An 18,076-nucleotide genomic window follows, 5' to 3' on the forward strand; every position below is an offset into this window, starting at 1 on the left:
AGAGCTAATTCCTCAATCATTTGTTGGTTTTTGAGGAGTTTTTCGTTTAACTCACTTTTCTGCCATACCTACAGATCAATTCACAAGGGGGATTTCGCAAGCAGACAGCTTCGCTGTGGACAATTTTGAAGCGACAGAATAACCTCTAGGAAAAATTGTTAAGTCTATATATATTAACGGTTTGCCTGGATTGACTAGCAGATCAGGCTAGTTGTCTTCTCTTGAACAACTCTGACAAAGAAAGTGGGGTATAGACCCTTTTTTCTCAAACATGGCAATCCTTCCTAAGGACAAAAAAGATTACAATTAGTGAAGGATTGTAACCTAATCTGAACAAAAGCTTGAAAAATCATGACACAACCCCAACCAACAACCACCCCCCAGCTAGAAGAGCCTAAATTCGGGTTTAACGACTACGCAGAGCGCTTAAATGGTCGGGCTGCAATGGTAGGCTTTATCTTGACTCTGATTATTGAGTACTCTACCGGTCAAGGACTTCTAACTTGGCTTGGTTTGCAATAATAACAATACCTGAGCCGGAGAACAGGAACCTTGGCTACAGTTGATTAGTCAGTTAGGTAGAGAAAAAACTGGCAGGATAAGCAAGAAGCTTACTTCTACGTGAATCAAGAAATTGGGTCAAGCCGGCTGATTTAGTAGTCAGCTTGACCATCTACAACTAAAAACTAAACAATAGGGGTATTCGTATTGATGGTTGCTCGTCCTGATTTGCATCCTGATGAGATAACCTGGAATTAGATTGAATATTAACTAAAACAGAGTCAGTAGCAAGCTGTGATGAATGCTTTATGGCCTCGAATTTTGAAGTCAGCTTACCGCAAGGAGCCGATTTCTAGCTTTATTATTATTGCGGGAGCTGTAGATGCTGTGATTGGCGGCGTCGGCGAACGCTGGTCTTTGTTAAGTTTCGGAATGATGATGGTGGTTCTAGCCTTAGTGCTTCGCTGGTGGCACAGCCAACGTCGGGAAACTGAGCTAGCTAATGAACCTGTAACACATTTTCTGTCTTCTAGTTCGTCGCGTCCTCCCCTGCCGATGTTGACTACAACCAAGCGTCCCAAGGGTCAACAGCGTCAATAGGCGGTGTTTCCTAGCGTGATCTCTGGGGGGCATTGCCTGATTTCTCTGCACTCTTGACCCCATCTGTTGGGCTAAAGTACATGACACATTCTGCTCTCAACTGTAGCAAATGGGGTAAAACAGAGCTGACCATACTGGCAGCTTGTACTTTGGTTCTTCCTGTGTCAGGCGTTCTTGGTTTCCCTGGTAAGTCTCTGTCTGTCCCAATCCCCTCAAGCCTCCAAGGGAGCGCTTCGTCACAGACTTTTGACTCTCAAGTTTTATCTCCAGGTGAAGCCTGGAAAAATCCTCAACTGCTTCTTACTCTTAAAGGTCATACAACGCCTGTTGATTCTCTTGCTTTCAGTCCCAACGGGGAAATACTGATTAGTGGAGGTAGCACTAACGATGGCACGATTAAATTGTGGTGGTTGAAAACAGGTAGAGAAATTGCCAGCCTACGAGGACACCGAACTTCTGTTGTAGCGCTACTCTTAAGTCCAGATGGAGAAGTTCTGGCTAGTGGCGGTCATGATGGTGCTATCAATCTTTGGAACTGGAAAACGGGAGAGTACACTGGCACCTTTCTCAAGCATTCTAGCAATGTACTATCCCTGAGCACCACTCCAGATAGCAAAACTTTAGTCAGTGGTGGCTTGGACGGAATTAAACTGTGGGATTTGCAGAAGCAGCGCCCCCTTTACACTCTGACACGCTTTGATAACCAAACCTATGCGCTTGCGGTTCACCCGGAAGGAGACATTCTAGCAAGTGGTACTAAAGAGGGCTTGGTTAAGCTATGGAATTTGAAAACAGGAACGTTATTAGAGACAATTCCCGCTCATTCTAGTGCAGTAAGTGTCCTGGCTTTCACGCCTGATGGTAATACTCTAGTTAGCGCCAGTCATGACCGCACGATTAAGGTCTGGAATCGCAGAACTGGAGCTCTTGAACACATCTTGACTGGTCATACTGGGCGAATTCAGGCACTAACGATCAATCCCGATGGTGAAACCCTCGCTAGTGCTAGCCATGATGGTATCCGAATCTGGAACCTGAGAACTGGTGAACTAGTTACCTTGCTAACCGCCCATCAAGATTGGGTAAAATCAGTTGTCTTTAGCCCCAATGGTCAGCTTCTTGCTAGTGGGGGATTTGATCAGACAATCCGCATTTGGCAAACTTTACCGTAGAAAACTAACTCTTGAAATCTGGAATACAGCCTTTTAACCTAAAAAGAGGTCTTTAAAAGAATTTTCTGAGTTAATCCTTGAGCATTTTAAAAAATGAAAACTTGCTAATAGGGTGGCAAGGAAAATTTTCAGTTCTTTTTTGTTATGGATAGTAAATTTTCAAATTCCATCTCTGGGAAATTGTCACATCGTAGACTATCTTCTGAGTATATTCGCTTATTCACCACCTCATCTAGATAATTTGAATTTATCTAGAGTCTGTAAGTCGATAACCAGTAATTTTTAAAGAGTTGATAAAGTTATCCTAAGTTTGGTTGCTGATATCCGTTTATTAAAATACTATGCATATAGTGTAATACGCGTCATACGCTAATGTAGCAAGTTGAAAATATCCTATAGAAAATATCCTATAGATAAGCTGTTGAGCTAATAGCTAGAGACCTCTGGCTATTAGTAATGCATATTACTGTTTGACCATACTAGAAATCTCTACTTATTCAGGTTTAATTTCACGGTTTCTAATGCAGCTAAGATTTTTTACCGATAGTTATTCTCTCCAAACTTACATGTGCCAAAATTACAGAGACATAGAAACAGAGAAGATATTGCTATCTTCCCTAGTGATTGAAATTAGTGATCTACTATTTAAACTGCGCAAAGCAGACAAAATAATTAGTCGCGAACTGGCACAACTTAAACAGCAAGATGAAATTGAACAATTTAAAAAAATCTACATAGCTCCTCTGAACGAGGAAAAGTTGAGAAAAATAATTGGGCAAATTCCCTCAAAACATCTTTTGATTGATGAACATATCACCTACATGCTTGAGAACAGTAGGAACAGTATATTTAATCTTATGAATCAATACAATGAATATCTTAATTACAGAAATAATTACCACCAGGAAGACAATAATTGGAACGCACTCATCGACCTAGATGAGAAACTAGCCTACTACATACGTCGTTTAGGGGCAATGATTTACCATTTTAATATTCACGTGAGCATGCTAAATATTTTGCCCACCAATCCATCCTCGATCACAGATAGAGAGTACTCAGTAACGTAGTATTCCTGATAGCTCATTGGCAAAATTTCCACATAACTTGATATTGAGCGGCCTTATTTAACTCTGTTGAGAAAACCCTTTAAACTGGTGGCATCAATTCAGGTTGGGGGTAATTCTGGATGGTCGTCTGCGGAGTTAGGGGTGAGAATTTAGGTTTAGCGTTAGCAAAGCATGGTGTAAGGCTGATTGCTTGGGGAATAGGTGGTGCTGTTGCTGTTTCTGGGAGTGGCGTTTTTGCTCAAATTACGCCGGATGATAGCTTGGGCGCTGAAAGTTCTGTTGTTATACCTTTAGATGCAGTAGGTTTCCCTGCTGACGGTATCACTGGTGGAGCAACCAGAGGGGCAAATTTGTTCCACAGTTTTGAAGAATTTAATGTAGCAGAAGGACGAGGAGCCTATTTTTTTAGTCCTGCTGGAATTGAGAATATTTTGAGTCGTGTTACTGGTGGTAATCCTTCGGAAATTTTGGGAACCCTTGGTACTTTTGGAGATTCTAATCCCAATTTATTTTTGCTCAATCCTAATGGGATTATTTTTGGGCCTAATGCCAGTTTAGATTTGCAAGGTTCGTTTTTGGGAACAACTGCTAGCGGAATCGCATTTGGTGAGAATAGCTTTTTTAGTGCCCTTAATCCGGAAGTTCCTGGACAACTGCTGACGGTTAATCCTTCTGCTTTTTTCTTTAATGCTGCTGCTAGTCAAGGCATTATTAACCAATCTAGAGCAACGACTTCAGTTTTAGGAAATCCTACCAATGGTTTACAAGTTCCTGATGGTCGGAGTCTTGTGCTGTTGGGTGGCGATATTCAGATAGATGGGGGGAACTTAAATGCATCGGGAGGCCGCATTGAACTCGGCAGTGTGGCGGGAGTTGGGGAAGTAAGTGTAACTCAGAGTGGCAACCGCTTTGTCTTGGGGTATGACTCGGTTAGTGGGTTGGGGAATATTTCATTGTCGGATGGGGCGTTTGTTGATGCTAGTGGTGAGGGAGGTGGAGACATTCAGATTCGGGGTGCGCGGTTGGAGGTGATAGAAAGGTCGAATATTTGGGCTGACACTTTAGGGATGGGAAATGGTGGAGAGGTATTGTTACGTACCACAGAAGAGGTGGTTCTAAGTGAGGGTTCGCGGCTGTTTGCTGATGTCTTGGGTTCAGGAACTGGAGGAAATTTAACGATTGAGACAGGGCGCTTGCTGGTGAGTGATGGGGCACAGGTATCAACAACTACTTTTGGAGAAGGGGATGGGGGTCAGTTAAATGTTAATGCTACTGAGATGGAGTTAATTGGCACTAACTCCATCGATGGGACTTCCAGTGGTTTGTCTGCTCAAGTTGGTCCTAATGCCACAGGAGATGGGGGAGATGTGACTATCTCTACCCAGAGTTTGCGCATTCTTGAGGGTGCTTCTTTATCTGCCTCAACTTTTGGAGAAGGGAACGCTGGGAATTTAACTATAACTGCCACTGAGGGCATTGAAGTGAGCGGGTCTGACCCTAAAGGTAATTCCAGTAGTATCAGTGCGCAAGTGAATCCAGAAGCCACAGGCAATGGCGGTAATTTGACCATCGATACGGCAGAACTATTTCTCAGCCAGGGGGGTCAGATAGGGGTGTCTACCTTCGGTACAGGAAATGGGGGTCAGTTAAATGTCAATGCTACTGAGATTGAGTTAATTGGCACTAACCCCATTGATGGGAATTCTAGTGGTTTATCTGCTCAAGTTGGTCCTAATACCACAGGAGATGGGGGAGATGTGACTATCTCTACCCAAAGTCTGCGCATCCTTGACGGTGCTTCTTTATCTGCCGAAACATTTGGAGACGGGAATGCTGGTAATTTAACTATAACTGCCACTAAGGACATTCAAGTGAGCGGGTCTGACCCCGAAGGGTTTCCCAGTAGTATCAGTGCGCAAGTTAATCCAGAAGCCATAGGCAATGGCGGTAATTTGACTCTCTTGACCGCACAACTTTTACTTAGCCAGGGCGGTTTTATCGCTGTGTCTACCTTCGGAGAAGGGGATGGGGGAGATGTTACGATCTCAACTCAGGGCTTGCACATCCTTGGCGGTGCTTTTTTAGATGTCTCCACTTTTGGAGAAGGCAATGCTGGGAATTTAACTATAACTGCCACTGAGGGCATTCAAGTTATCGGGTCTGACTCCGAAGGGTTTCCCAGTGGTATCAGTGCGGCAGTTGCTCCTGATGCCACTGGCATTGGCGGTAATTTGAATATTGACACGGGGTACTTACTATTGCGCGATGAAGCATTCATATCCAGCAGTAACTTCGGAAATGGAACAGCAGGCAATATCAATCTCACAGTCCGAGATACCCTAGAAGCTAATAATGGCAAAATTAGAACTGACACAACAAGTTCTACAGGAGGTGCCATCACCATAAAGGCTGGAGATATCCGCTTGTTTGGTGACTCCGACATTAGAACTGACGTGGCTTCAGGTGTAGGCGGCGGTGGCAATATTACTCTGAGGGCTGACTCAGTTATCGCCTACGATGACAGCGACATCCTAGCCTTTGCCCAAGATGGCCGAGGAGGAGATATCACTCTCAATACTCCCGCATTCTTTGGCGAAAACTTCCAACCAGCACCCAAAAACACCAACCCCAAAACCTTAGATGATAACGATCGCGTTGATGTTAACGCCACTGGTGCAGTGGAGGGAAATATTGACTTACCTGACGTGAGTGCTATCCAAAATGGCATTACTCCAGTAAAAGATAATCTAATCAATACCGAAGAGTTGATTGCTTCTAGCTGTATTGCGCGCACTGAACAACCAGAGAGCACCTTTTATATCACAGGTACTGGTGGTTTTGCGGAACGTCCTGGAGATGCTCAAACTTCGATTTTCCCCCTGGGGACAATACGCAATATACCTTCTGACTCCGATACTCCACCATCTCGTACTTGGCAGGAAGGTGACCCAATTATTGAACCCCAAGGAGTGTACCGACTGCCTAATGGGGAGTTAGTACTCAGTCGAGAATGTTCTGAATAGTCAATCCGGTTGGAAGACGATAGCCATCTTCCAACCATAAAGCTGTTCTAACGGCGTCTTCCCGACAAAAGACTCAATAAAGCAGCAAAGATCGCAGAACCCAAAATTGACCAAATAAGTGGGAAAGGCTGACCTCCCACATTGAGAGAAAATATTACAGGTAAACCGAACTCGCGAGCCAGCCAAGCACCAATATAGGCACCAATAATTCCGACTAATATTGAGGCAAGCAAGCCACCAGTGGAGTAGCCAGCCAATGCTTGTCCGAGGCTACCGCAGATTGCTGCAATTACTAATAACAAAAGAAACTCTAATGGTGTCATTTGTACCTCCTATGGTACTAGGCTATCTTTGCACAACTAGGTAATGCTTTGGAAAAACTAGGGAGTCCTGACTATCCCATTGCTCCCGCTGCTTTGAGTAATTCCACGACTTCGGGATAACTATTGAATTCGGCAATCATCAAAGCCGTATAGCCACCCCGATTTTTTACAGTGACATCTGCACCCGCTTCTATCAATAATTGCACTGCCTCGATATAGCCCCGATGGGCTGCCCACATTAAAGCAGTCGCCCCGGCTGGGTCAATATAATTAACCTCAGCACCTGCCTCTAATAGATACTGCATAACCTTAGTGTCACCACGGTCAGCAACTTTGATCAACATCGTTTTACCATCGGCAGCGATCGCATTGGCATCTGCACCGGCATCCAACAAAACCTTAACAACTTCTGTCTCACCCTGAAATACTGCCAGAGTTAGAGGTGTTTCACTTTGGTTACTGGTAGTAACATCAGCACCTTTTTGTAGCAAAAGCTTGACAATATCAGCGTAACCATGGATAGAAGCCAGCATTAAAGGCGTATCACCGAGTTGATTTCTGGCATTAACCTCAGCACCTTGTTGTAGCAGAGTCTCAGTAGTTCCGCTATGACCTTCCACCGTTGCCAGATGCAAAGCTGTTTCCTGATTACGGTCTCTAGTATTAACATCAGCACCAGCCTCAAGTAGTGTCACAACTGTTCCTGTATGACCTCCTGCTGCTGCTGCCATGAGTGCTGTCTCCCCTGCTGGGTTTTGGCAATTTGCCTGAGTACCAGCAGCTAGTAATACTTGTACAACACTCGTGTGTCCTTGGTCGGCTGCCAAAGTTAGGGCCGTTTCACCCTCTCCATCTTGGGCATTAGCATCAGCGCCATTGGCTAACAATAACTCGACAACTGACAAGTAACCCAGTTCAGCTGCTTGCATCAAAGCAGTTCTGCCGTCTGAGGTAGCAGCTTCGGGGTTTACTCCTTGTTCCAGCAAAACTTTTACAGTCTCAGTGTGACCTTCACTCGCAGCTAGGTTTAAGGCATTTCTGGCAACCTCAGTCTCCGCGCCAGCCTCTAGCAAGGCTTTCACAACCTTGGCGTGGCCTTGTTGGACTGCTAGGCTCAAAGCAGTGTCTTCATCCTTGTCTTTAATATTGACATCAGCACCTGCATCCAGCAAGATTCGCACTATGGCGAAATGACCTTTATGTGCCGCTACCATTAATGCTGTACTTCCGTCGTCGTTTTTGGCGTTAACATCAGCACCCACAGCAATCAGGGTGCGTAGAGCATCCACCTGATTAGCGGTAGCTGCTAACATTAAAGCCGTTAGGCCGTAAAGTTGCCTTTGTAGATGGGGATTTGCGCCAGCGGTTAGTAGCGATCGCACAATTTCGTTGTAGCCAGAGTGGGCAGCAAACATCAATGCCGTGGTGCCATCTCGATCTGTGGCATTGAGATTAGCCCCTTGAGTAAGGATTACTTGTACTTGAGTTAAATCACCACTTTGAGCTGCTTTGAGCAGTAGAAAATCTTGGCTTAAAGTCATTTCTCCAGGATCGTTGAGAGAGCGTTCTTAGCTCACCGCCCAATCAGCTCTTTGAGCAGTAGTTCCAGGAAGGAATGCGGTTAAGAGCCAGTCATACTTTAGAGAAAATGACAGCCATACTATGTTAACTTTTATCAAGATCCTTCAACCGCTTTGAGAACGCCATGAACCTTGCAATCCCAGACTCGGTTAAAACCTGGTCTCAATTCATCCACCCCCTCTTGATGTGGGTGTTACTAGCAATTACTATATATGCCCTATATCTGGGTCTCAAAATCCGCAAAACCAGAACTGCCGAAGGCACCCAAAAGAAAGAGTTGATTAAGGGTAAATATAATGTCAAGCACCATCAAGTCGGCGCAGCGTTATTAGCCTTCATGGTCATCGGTTCGATCGCAGCAATGGCAGTAACTTATATCAATAATGGCAAGCTATTTGTTGGGTCTCATTTACTCGTTGGCTTGGGCATGACTGGACTGATTGCTACTTCTGCTTCACTTTCACCCTTCATGCAAAAAGGTCATGATTGGGCACGCTATAGCCATATTGCTCTAAATGTTGTTCTGTTGGGACTATTTAGCTGGCAGGCTGTTACAGGTATGCAAATTGTACAGAAGATTATCAGCAATATGTAGTAACTGGGGTATCTGAGAGTACCAGTCAGAGTTACAGCAACCAACACTAATAACTCAGGCTTTTGCTTATCTTCTTACTCTTCGAGAGGCAGTTAACACGTTAGAGGAAGATCATGCCACTTCTCGAAGAGTGAGATGAGCTTAGCGCTTTTTGAATTTTTTGGGCATGGGTAAACCGAGACTACGGTGAAAGTCTTCCTGTACTTTGTAGGTTAAGCGACGGGAAATTTGCCGGACTATCTGGCTTAAGAGGCGATCACCCGTATTTTGAACTAAAGACTGGGGAAGTTTCTGGATAAACTTGGGAAACTGCAAGGCAACACTAAGATTAAGTTCCCACTCTACGCGAGTAATTAGCGCTGGTGGCTCAAAATCATCAAACTCCCCTTCCTGAAAATACTCCTTCGCTGGTACTTCAACAAACCCTTGAGATGCACGGAAATCAACTTCATAGCCCTGAGGAATGTAATTGGGTACAGGTATCGTCTGAATTCGGTAGATACCGTTTTCTTGAGGTAGCAGTTCCAATCCAATTTTCGGCTCTAACTCATAGCCCAATGCTGCAAAGCGCCCAACTACCAAAGCGTAGCCATTCAAGCCAATTGCTTCTACTCTCATAGGATGAGCGCAACGGCTAAACCAATCTTGGTGAGCATCGAGGTAGTTGGTAACTATCTGTTGCTCTGCATACATTTCCATAGAGTCTTGAAAATAACCATGAAAATGAGTGAACTCACTTGCCGATGAAGGTGTTTGTTTCACTAAAGTGTTAGTCTCTGTAAAACTTGGTTGAGTACTCAAGGGTGCTTGCTCTAACTCAATTGGTTGACGCCCAGCGAATTGGGAATCCATGAGAGTTCCTCTGTCTATGTTGGTTATGGTTTGCTTAGGTGAAATATTTCTGCTGGAGTTTCAAGGTTTCGCTTTACTATTGCCGACTAACTTCAAAAACAAACACACCCATAATTTCCAGAATATTCAAGAAAATACTGACTTGAGTAGTTGCTTAGCTGCCAGGAAAATAAAGGGTCGTGACTTTCGCAAATTAGAGCGAAACGTTATCTTGAAAAAGTTCCTACAATTGAGAAGTTCAAGTTTACTACTAAAGGAGAAAAACAATCTCTTACTCAGCATAGCTCGTGATTCTTATTGTTAACCAAGAGTGTTCTTACGGAGGTAGAGATGAAAGCATTTGTGGCTGGAGCAACAGGCGAGACTGGACGCCGGATCGTTCGAGAACTGACTCAGCGAAACATTCCTGTCCGTGCTCTCGTGCGGAACCTAGAGAAAGGAAAGGAACTTCTGCCAGTTGAAGCGGAATTGGTAGTAGGGGATGTACTCAAACCAGAGAGTCTTGGCACTGCTATAGGCGATAGCACCGTAATCCTCTGTGCTACGGGTGCCAGCCCTAGTTTTGACCCCACCGGGCCGTATCAGGTGGACTACCAAGGAACTAAAAACCTGGTAGATGTAGCCAAAACTAAGGGAATCGAGCATTTTGTCCTGGTTTCTTCTTTGTGCGTATCCCAATTTTTTCATCCGCTCAACTTGTTTTGGCTGATTCTCGTCTGGAAGAAGCAAGCTGAAGAATATATTCAGAAAAGTGGCTTAACTTATACGATTGTGAGACCAGGTGGTCTTAAAAACGAAGATAACCCAGACTTAGTGGTGATGTCATCGGCAGATACCCTATTTGATGGTAGTATCCCTCGCACGAAAGTAGCACAAGTTTGCGTCGAGGCCCTCTCAGAAGCAGCGGCTCGCAATAAGATAGTAGAAGTGGTTGCTAGACCAGATGTTCCTGATCAAAGCTGGGATCAGCTATTTAGTAGTGTTACCTGATTACTAAGTAAAGTTTGCCCTTAAAGCCTAATCTAGCTGACTTTATTTTGGTTGAGGTTTGAGATGAGTTACACCTTGAAACATGCAACTTACCCCTAGAGGTGATGCACTACGATGCTAATGGCAAGCCTTGTCATACTAATGTTAGCTATTCTTTCGGTGGGGGAGATTAGGGTAAGAGAAGACTAATTTTACCTTGATCTCAGTCTAGAAACTAAAAAGTCCAGCAAGAGAATTTCCAGAAATTCACCTTGAAAAATCTAATTACTACCGCTAGTTTTTTGGTATTGATTACCTTGGTTCTAGAACTCCGTTCGGGAGAGTTGCCAGATTTTGGGCTATCTAATTATCCGACGGCTGTTCATGGAACACAGCCATTGGTGATGAAGGGAGGCGATCCTTATATTCGGGCCTTGATGCGAACAATCACGGCAAGTGAAGCCAACTCAAAAAGTCCCTATTCGCTCATCTATGGGGGTCAGTATATCTCGAATTTGAAACGTCATCCTGAGTTGTGTGTTCCTATTGTTGCTGGTCCTAATGTTGGTCAATGCACGACAGCGGCAGGAAGGTATCAGTTTATCAACACAACTTGGTATGACAAGGCACAGCAATATCATCCGCAACCTTCGGGATTTTTGTTTTGGAAATCCTACAGTTTTGAACCACAATATCAAGACGCTGTGGTTCACGCTTGGCTGAGTGATCAGCAAGCTTGGGGTATGAATCTCTCGGAAAAACTACAGCAGGGTAAGGTTGATGAGGTGTTGCGGCGGCTTTCTGGTACTTGGACGAGTCTCGGTTACGGGATAGAAGATAATGTAATGACGAAGCATTTACCGAGGATTTATCGGCAGATGCTTAAGGAAGAATTGGCAAAGGCTGTTTGAGTTGACTTCTTCCTCCGTTAAGTTGATACCGGAGGAGCCGCCAAGAGAAAATGGTTAATTGAAAGTAAAAAATGGTTAATTGGAAATCGAGTTTAACTGCCAAACATGGTCATACCGAAAAAGCGATCGCTTTTTCTGTGGCTTACGATTAGGGCTGACTCACCGACGACTCTTGCCAAGGGAAGAGAATAGGCACCGAAGCGATCGCTTTTGTGTTGATCCTGAGGTTTACACTAAGGCAAAAACCGATCCAAAGCTGCCTTTAACTCTTCAATTTCCTCCTCAATATTGCCTTGTTGGGCAGCACGTCCAATGCACTCTGTTAAATGTTCATCTAGAATAATTCTTGCCACTCGGTCTAAAGCACCCCGAACAGCGGCAAGTTGAACCAGAACATCAGGACAAGCACGACTCTCCTGTACCATCGTCTTGATACCTCGGATATGCCCTTCAATTCGAGACAGCCGATTGACGATTCTTTTTAGAGATTCTTCGCTGTGAACATGGCTATGTGCAGATACTCCCTTGCCATGATTATGCTCAGTATGGCTAAGGTTCACCTTCTGAGTCAGGGAATTTTTTTCTTTACCAGACAAGGCAAAGGTCTCGTTAGTCAAGGGATTAGCTCCAATTATCAATTAGCAAAATTCAATCGGTCTCTCCTACTCCTAGTCCTAGTTTAGAGCAGACAATGGCAGTCAACCTTTTTTTGGTAAAACAGGAGCGGTAATCAACATCTAAAAATATCGTCTGAAATCTGGCAATATCAATAACTATCACAGTTAAATCAAAGTTAGAGAATTGTCACAATAGTGTGCAGAGATGATCCTAGCAACTAATCAAGGACTAAGAAAGTTGCCAAAATATATTTACAAAAGTCAAGAATAATGCTATGAAGTCAACAAAAATTTTTTTCTTTCTGCGCCAGAGCATAACTCATCTACTTGCCATCCTGCTGGGGACAATTCTAGCAGTTGGAGTGTACCAAGTATTGCCCTCTCTGGCAGCTCCAGCACCGATTAATACTGAACCTGGAACACCAACGCTGACAGCACAAAGGCAACCAGCAGCCAATCCTGTAACTCATAGCAGTTTTGTCACCGCTGCCGTGAATCGAGTCGGGCCAGCAGTAGTACAAGTTGACACTGAACGCACTGTAACGCGTCGAGTAGATCCGTTTTTTGATGATCCTTTCTTTCGGCGCTTTTTCGGCGAAGGAGTTTCCCCCCAGCTTCCGGAGGAAAGACGGCTACGGGGCCAAGGTTCGGGCTTTATCATTGACCCAAGTGGGATTATTCTCACCAATGCCCATGTAGTTGATCAGGCAGATAAAGTTACAGTAATTCTTAAGGACGGACGCACATTTGAGGGCAAGGTACAAGGTGCCGATAAAGTTACAGACTTAGCCGTTGTTAAAATTGATGGCCGAGACTTGCCAGTTGCCCCTCTAGGAGATTCTGAGCAAGTTCAAGTGGGTGACTGGGCGATCGCTGTCGGTAATCCTTTAGGATTAGATAATACTGTAACTCTGGGAATTATCAGCACCTTACAACGTTCCAGTGCCCAGGTAGGAATTCCCGACAAGCGACTGGACTTTATTCAAACAGATGCAGCAATTAATCCCGGTAACTCCGGCGGCCCACTATTAAACGAGCAAGGGGAAGTTATTGGCATCAACACAGCTATTCGTGCTGATGCGATGGGGATTGGTTTTGCCATTCCCGTTAACAAGGCCAAAGCGATTTCAGATCAACTAGTGCGCGGGGGGAAAGTAGCTCATCCCTATATAGGCATTCGTATGGTTACCCTAACGCCTGAATTGGCACAAGAGAACAATCGTGACCCTAACTCCCCATTCTTAGTGCCAGAAGTCAATGGAGTCTTAGTGGTGCAAGTTCTTACGAACACCCCAGCCGCCTCCGCAGGTATACGTCGCGGGGATGTAGTAGTAGAAATAGATGGACAATCAATTGCAAGTACTGACCAGTTGCAACGTATTGTCGAGAATAGCGGCGTGAACCGGGTATTAAAAGTCAAAATACAGCGCGGTAACCGAACTAATACCCTCTCTGTTCGCACCGATGAACTAGAAAACGCCACTTAGTAATTAATAACTAGTTACTTAGTTTGGCTCAAGAAGCATTGAAGGTGGCAAGTGCAAGATTAGAACCTTACTACTTTCCACCTTCAACCTTTTTTATTACCAAAAACTAGAGGTCAATGACCAATACTATTCCTTAACCTCTTCTTCCTGCTAAGCTTCATCAAGGTCGCCGTTTTCAAGGTCATCCTTGAGAAATGTGTTGAGCGGACCGTCATTATCCACCAAATCAGTAGACTCCTCTAAACTGTAATTACGCGCTGTCCGGTCATCGAGTATAACTTCTAGAGGATCATCTTGGTTGTCTAGGTCTGTAAAATCAGCTCCGTCTCCGTAGCCATAGGCAATGGCGCTACCCGATAAATCAGCTTCTGAGCCACCTAAAGCAGCATCTTCGTAGCCGTTGAATCCGGTTCCTGCCGGAATCAAGCGTCCAATGATCACATTCTCCTTGAGACCCCGCAGCCAGTCAGATTTGCCTTCAATCGCCGCTTCTGTGAGAACACGGGTAGTTTCCTGGAAGGAGGCTGCACTAATGAAGCTATCAGTGTTGAGTGATGCTTTAGTAATACCCAGCAGTACTGGGGTGTACTGCGCGGGCGCACCACCAGTAATTGCCATTGCCTCATTAACAGTTTCAATCTGCCGTAATTCCACTAGTTCTCCCGGCAGCATTGTCGTATCACCTCCGTCATCGACTCGTACTTTGGAGGTCATCTGCCGGACAATTACCTCAATATGCTTGTCAGAGATATCAATCCCCTGAGATTGATATACTGATTGCACCTCATTAACCAGAAAAGCTTGTGCCTGTTGCAGTCCAAGCAGCGCTGCCTCGTAGACTCCACCCTTTTCTTCCATAGTCAGGTTAAAGAAAATTTCGAGAATCTCATGGGGATTAGCCGGTCCATCTGTTAGCGCTTCAGCAGCCAAAACTTTCTGAGTATCAGGAATGATCACGTTCTGACCAGGACCAAGGGGGTAATCAGCAACTACACCGTCTGCCTCAATCACCTTGACATCAACAGTCTCATCTTCTTCATAAACTACCTGAGCTTCTCCTGGGCGTCTAGCTAAAATACAGGCTTCTTTGGGTTTTCTTGCCTCGAGTAGTTCCTCAATTCTGGGTAGACCCTGAATGATATCACCAGTCTTAGCCCGTTCAAACACAAGTAATACTAGGTTGTCACCCCGTTGCACCAAGTCTCCGTGGTCAATTTGTAATACTGCACCAGCAGAAACCCGATAAGGACGAGCTAGCCGTAAGGTTACAGAATCATCATTTACTTGGACTACCTGACCTGATTCTCCAGCGGTTATGCCAGCAGCAATCGTGTCTGTAGTAACCACCAAATCGCCTACCTTGACTTGAGGCTTAGAGTCGGGACAAGGTAGCGTGATTAGGTCTGCTTCCCGCATGACTAGCACCCGGCGAATTGCTTCAGCACCTTCTCGAATCCCTCTAACTTGACCAGCTTCCTTGCACTGAATCTCTGTACGTGCCACTACAGCACCTGGCGCAATTTCGTCTCCATCTTCCACGAGTAATCGTGTAGTGGTACTGCCACCGAGAGGATCAGTGCTGGTGTCACGACGCAACACCAAGGATTCAAGAATTACAAGCTGTAATCGCTGTTCTTCGACCTCTGAGATTTCTGAGGTTGCTGCTGTTGGGCTATCGCTATCTTCAAAACTAACTAACTCAATGTCAGCACTCAACTGGGAGGAACCACTGTGATCACTAGCGCTTTCCTGGTTCATTTCTAGCACCAATTGGGTGCGTAGCAGTTCTACTCCTTCTACAGATTTGACTCGCTCTCCGTCTTTGAAAGGTAGCCTTTGTATTGCCCGAAGTTCAATACTGGTCATGCCGTCAGCAGCTTCTGCGGAATTATCTCGACGGTTAATCGAAGCCTGAGATGGTAAATCAGGTTGATCCGGCACCGCAAATTCAACCACTGGTCTCAGTAACAGTGCTGAACCTTCAGGTGTCTCCACAGCTTCTGCATAGAGCAACTCTTCTACCATCAATCCTGGCATGGCTTCTGTACCCGGATAGATGAGTTGTTCCGACTTGGCCATAGCTACTGCCGGTGAATCCACCAAATGCAAAGCTCCTGGCTTAATGACAATTTCGCGGAGGATGTCATTCTTCTGGACAACTTCTACAATACCCCCTAATTGGCAGAAGATATCCTTGACAACTTCCGTTCCGGCTTCAACATATTGACCGTCTTCTACGAGAAGCAGTGAGATATCTTTGTTGACCTCGTGGCATTCTTCAGGAATCCACAACAGGGCACCGCCTTTAACGACTTCATAGCCCTGTTTCGCCTTGCCGCGTTTGGCGACTTCGACACCAGCATATTTGATAATGCCACCAGTTTGGGTACGGTACTGGTCATCAATTAGCTCCGCCACCACTTGATTATTCAAGACTTTGGTTCCTGGCGTTGCCTTAAGCAGGAATCTTTGGTCGTTAGAAGTATGAATAACATACTGTTCACGACCACCCGTGCTTTCTATTCTGACCATAGCTTGGTCTAGCAGGACGGAGGCTGTAATGATGTCAATTTCCCGCCTACCTGGAGTAAGTCGGACTACACCACCATTGACTGTGACCAGCTTAGTTTCCGCCAGAACGCTTTCTGGATGAACTGGATCACCGTTTTTGACGACTGGTTCTGCACCAGGGGGTAGGTTGTAAACTTCTCCCGATAAAATCCAGATTAAACCTCCTTGCTGAGCAATACGGGTGGTGTTGCCCTGTCGGTCAGTTTTCTCTTCTGGCACTAGGTTGGCAAACAGCACTTCCCCTGCTAGGTCAGAGGCAACGTCTTTGGTAACTTTTTCCGTGGAAAGACGAGATTTACCAATTGCCACTTCTGCGACAATTTGAAGTGCTTGGACTTCTTCTTTGTCTCGAACCAGCAACAGGGAACCGGGAGTTAGAGGAAAAGTTTCCGGCTTTCGGTCACCACTTTTTGGTTCGAGGATAAGGTCACCAGCCACTTCAACTTGCTCTCGTTCTTCTCCATGACGAGTCCTGACCCCCCTAGTACGAAGGCGCTTGCCTAGGCGTACTACACCGTCAAAAGGTGCCTGTAACTGCCGTGCTACCTCACCAGTAAAAACGCCACCTGTATGGAAAGTACGCATGGTCAGCTGAGTTCCTGGTTCTCCAATCGATTGGGCGGCAATAATGCCAACGGCTTCTCCCAAATCAACCATGTGACCGTGGGCTAAGCTCCAACCATAGCAGTGCTGGCAGACTGAGCGCGGTGCTTCACAGGTGAGAGGTGAGCGCACAGTCACTTCTTCTATGCCAGCATCCACAATTTTTTTTGCCAGCTCATCGGAGATATCTTGGTTACGCTTGGCAACTACCTCGCCCGTGATGGGACTTACGGCATCTTTTGCTAGTACTCGACCCAGCAGGCGGTCAATCAGAGGAATTAGGACGCGGTCGCCGTCCTTCATTGGGCCAACCACGATACTCCTGTTGGTGCCGCAATCGATTTCTCGCACAATAACGTCTTGGGCGACATCCACCAGACGCCTAGTGAGATACCCGGAGTCAGCAGTTCTGAGAGCTGTATCTACTAGACCTTTCCTCGCCCCATAGGAAGAAATAATGTATTCGGTTACCGTTAGACCTTCCCGGAAGTTGGTCTTAATCGGTAAGTCAATGATTTCCCCTTGAGGGTTTGCCATCAAACCACGCATTCCTACAAGTTGTCGCACCTGAGACAAATTTCCCCTAGCACCGGAAAAAGCCATCATGTACACTGAGTTGAGCGGATCAGTGGCTTTGAAGTTACGCACCACTTCCTCTTTTAAAGCTTCGGAAGTACTATTCCAGGTATCGATAACTTTTTGAAACCGTTCAACTTCAGTGATTTCACCCCGAGTGTAGCGAGCTTCTGTTGCGCGAATCTGTGCTTCAGCAGCATCTAACATCTGGCGTTTCACTGGTGGCACTTGTAGGTCATCGACACTAATCGAGACACCTGCCTTGGTTGCATAGCGGAAGCCCAACTCTTTAAGCTTGTCAGCCATCTGGGCACTGCGAGCACTGCCATGCTGAGTAAATGACCAGGATATCAGCTTTTTCAACCGACCTTTGTCCACGGTGCGGTTGTAAAAAATCGTTTCCTTTTGATCTGCTTGATCTGTCATTGGTGTGTTGAAGTTTGAAGGTTTGTTGGTGTGGCATGCGTCGCACCTTATAGTGCGCTTCAGGCACAAGGCGCATCGGTTGGAGGTGGGAGCAATGGTGCCAGGGTGGTGCAAAGCAGCCTAGGGAGGAGAAGCTATAGCTTTAACTAACGCGAGAGTCTCTCCGAGAGGAGAAGCGGTACGTAGCACGGGGAGATGG

The 18,076-nt window shown here is 45.5% G+C and carries 14 protein-coding genes; 9 read left to right on the top strand and 5 right to left on the bottom strand.

Going from position 1 to position 18,076, the window contains the following annotated elements:
- The first annotated feature begins 351 nt into the window (after positions 1 to 351).
- The 5 genes from ACT7WV_RS22515 (at position 352) to ACT7WV_RS22535 (ending at position 6,366) form a co-directional block, all read left to right on the top strand.
- On the top strand, positions 352 to 522 hold the full coding sequence (locus ACT7WV_RS22515; RefSeq protein ID WP_445105019.1) for a hypothetical protein: 171 nt from the start codon (positions 352 to 354) through the stop codon (positions 520 to 522).
- Positions 523 to 798: 276 nt separating this feature from the next.
- A complete protein-coding gene (locus ACT7WV_RS22520) occupies positions 799 to 1,101 on the top strand; it encodes a hypothetical protein (protein WP_445105020.1) in 303 nt (100 codons plus the stop codon).
- A gap of 80 nt (positions 1,102 to 1,181) precedes the next feature.
- The gene (locus ACT7WV_RS22525) at positions 1,182 to 2,273 is read left to right on the top strand and encodes a WD40 repeat domain-containing protein (protein ID WP_445105021.1); all 1,092 of its coding nucleotides are present in this window, start codon (positions 1,182 to 1,184) and stop codon (positions 2,271 to 2,273) included.
- A gap of 620 nt (positions 2,274 to 2,893) precedes the next feature.
- Positions 2,894 to 3,343: a hypothetical protein gene (locus tag ACT7WV_RS22530; protein ID WP_445105022.1), complete on the top strand. Its 450-nt coding sequence runs from the start codon at positions 2,894 to 2,896 to the stop codon at positions 3,341 to 3,343.
- A 119-nt stretch (positions 3,344 to 3,462) separates the two neighbouring features.
- Entirely contained in the window at positions 3,463 to 6,366 is a 2,904-nt protein-coding gene (locus ACT7WV_RS22535; RefSeq protein WP_445105023.1) for a two-partner secretion domain-containing protein, read from the top strand.
- 47 nt (positions 6,367 to 6,413) lie between these two features.
- Here the strand turns inward: ACT7WV_RS22535 and ACT7WV_RS22540 are convergent, their stop codons facing one another.
- Positions 6,414 to 6,689 (bottom strand): GlsB/YeaQ/YmgE family stress response membrane protein, encoded by a 276-nt coding sequence (locus tag ACT7WV_RS22540; RefSeq protein WP_445105024.1) that lies wholly within the window; start codon positions 6,687 to 6,689, stop codon positions 6,414 to 6,416.
- 71 nt (positions 6,690 to 6,760) lie between these two features.
- Positions 6,761 to 8,230: an ankyrin repeat domain-containing protein gene (locus ACT7WV_RS22545; protein ID WP_445105025.1), complete on the bottom strand. Its 1,470-nt coding sequence runs from the start codon at positions 8,228 to 8,230 to the stop codon at positions 6,761 to 6,763.
- 164 nt (positions 8,231 to 8,394) lie between these two features.
- Here ACT7WV_RS22545 and ACT7WV_RS22550 point away from each other — a divergent pair, with 164 nt between their 5' ends.
- Positions 8,395 to 8,865 (top strand): DUF4079 domain-containing protein, encoded by a 471-nt coding sequence (locus tag ACT7WV_RS22550; protein WP_445105026.1) that lies wholly within the window; start codon positions 8,395 to 8,397, stop codon positions 8,863 to 8,865.
- 141 nt (positions 8,866 to 9,006) lie between these two features.
- On the opposite strand, the gene ACT7WV_RS22555 is transcribed toward ACT7WV_RS22550, so the two are convergent.
- The gene (locus ACT7WV_RS22555; protein ID WP_445105027.1) at positions 9,007 to 9,717 is read right to left on the bottom strand and encodes a DUF1997 domain-containing protein; all 711 of its coding nucleotides are present in this window, start codon (positions 9,715 to 9,717) and stop codon (positions 9,007 to 9,009) included.
- A gap of 330 nt (positions 9,718 to 10,047) precedes the next feature.
- Between ACT7WV_RS22555 and ACT7WV_RS22560 the strand changes: the two genes are divergently transcribed.
- Together ACT7WV_RS22560 and ACT7WV_RS22565 are read left to right on the top strand one after the other, a co-directional pair.
- Entirely contained in the window at positions 10,048 to 10,707 is a 660-nt protein-coding gene (locus tag ACT7WV_RS22560; RefSeq protein WP_445105028.1) for an SDR family oxidoreductase, read from the top strand.
- A 251-nt stretch (positions 10,708 to 10,958) separates the two neighbouring features.
- Positions 10,959 to 11,597 carry a glycoside hydrolase family 24 protein gene (locus ACT7WV_RS22565; RefSeq protein ID WP_445105029.1) on the top strand — a complete coding sequence of 213 codons (639 nt, stop codon included), beginning with the start codon at positions 10,959 to 10,961 and terminating at the stop codon, positions 11,595 to 11,597.
- 233 nt (positions 11,598 to 11,830) lie between these two features.
- Here ACT7WV_RS22565 and ACT7WV_RS22570 read toward each other — a convergent pair whose 3' ends face one another.
- Complete coding sequence (locus tag ACT7WV_RS22570) at positions 11,831 to 12,214, bottom strand: metal-sensing transcriptional repressor (RefSeq protein ID WP_463424195.1); 384 nt, start codon at positions 12,212 to 12,214, stop codon at positions 11,831 to 11,833.
- A gap of 275 nt (positions 12,215 to 12,489) precedes the next feature.
- On the opposite strand from ACT7WV_RS22570, the gene ACT7WV_RS22575 reads away from it, so the two are divergent.
- Positions 12,490 to 13,701 (top strand): HhoA/HhoB/HtrA family serine endopeptidase, encoded by a 1,212-nt coding sequence (locus tag ACT7WV_RS22575; RefSeq protein ID WP_445105030.1) that lies wholly within the window; start codon positions 12,490 to 12,492, stop codon positions 13,699 to 13,701.
- A gap of 150 nt (positions 13,702 to 13,851) precedes the next feature.
- Here ACT7WV_RS22575 and ACT7WV_RS22580 read toward each other — a convergent pair whose 3' ends face one another.
- The gene (locus ACT7WV_RS22580) at positions 13,852 to 17,877 is read right to left on the bottom strand and encodes a DNA-directed RNA polymerase subunit beta' (RefSeq protein ID WP_445105031.1); all 4,026 of its coding nucleotides are present in this window, start codon (positions 17,875 to 17,877) and stop codon (positions 13,852 to 13,854) included.
- Between the last annotated feature and the right edge of the window lie 199 nt (positions 17,878 to 18,076).

This window comes from Symploca atlantica LB2515 (assembly GCF_052546295.1).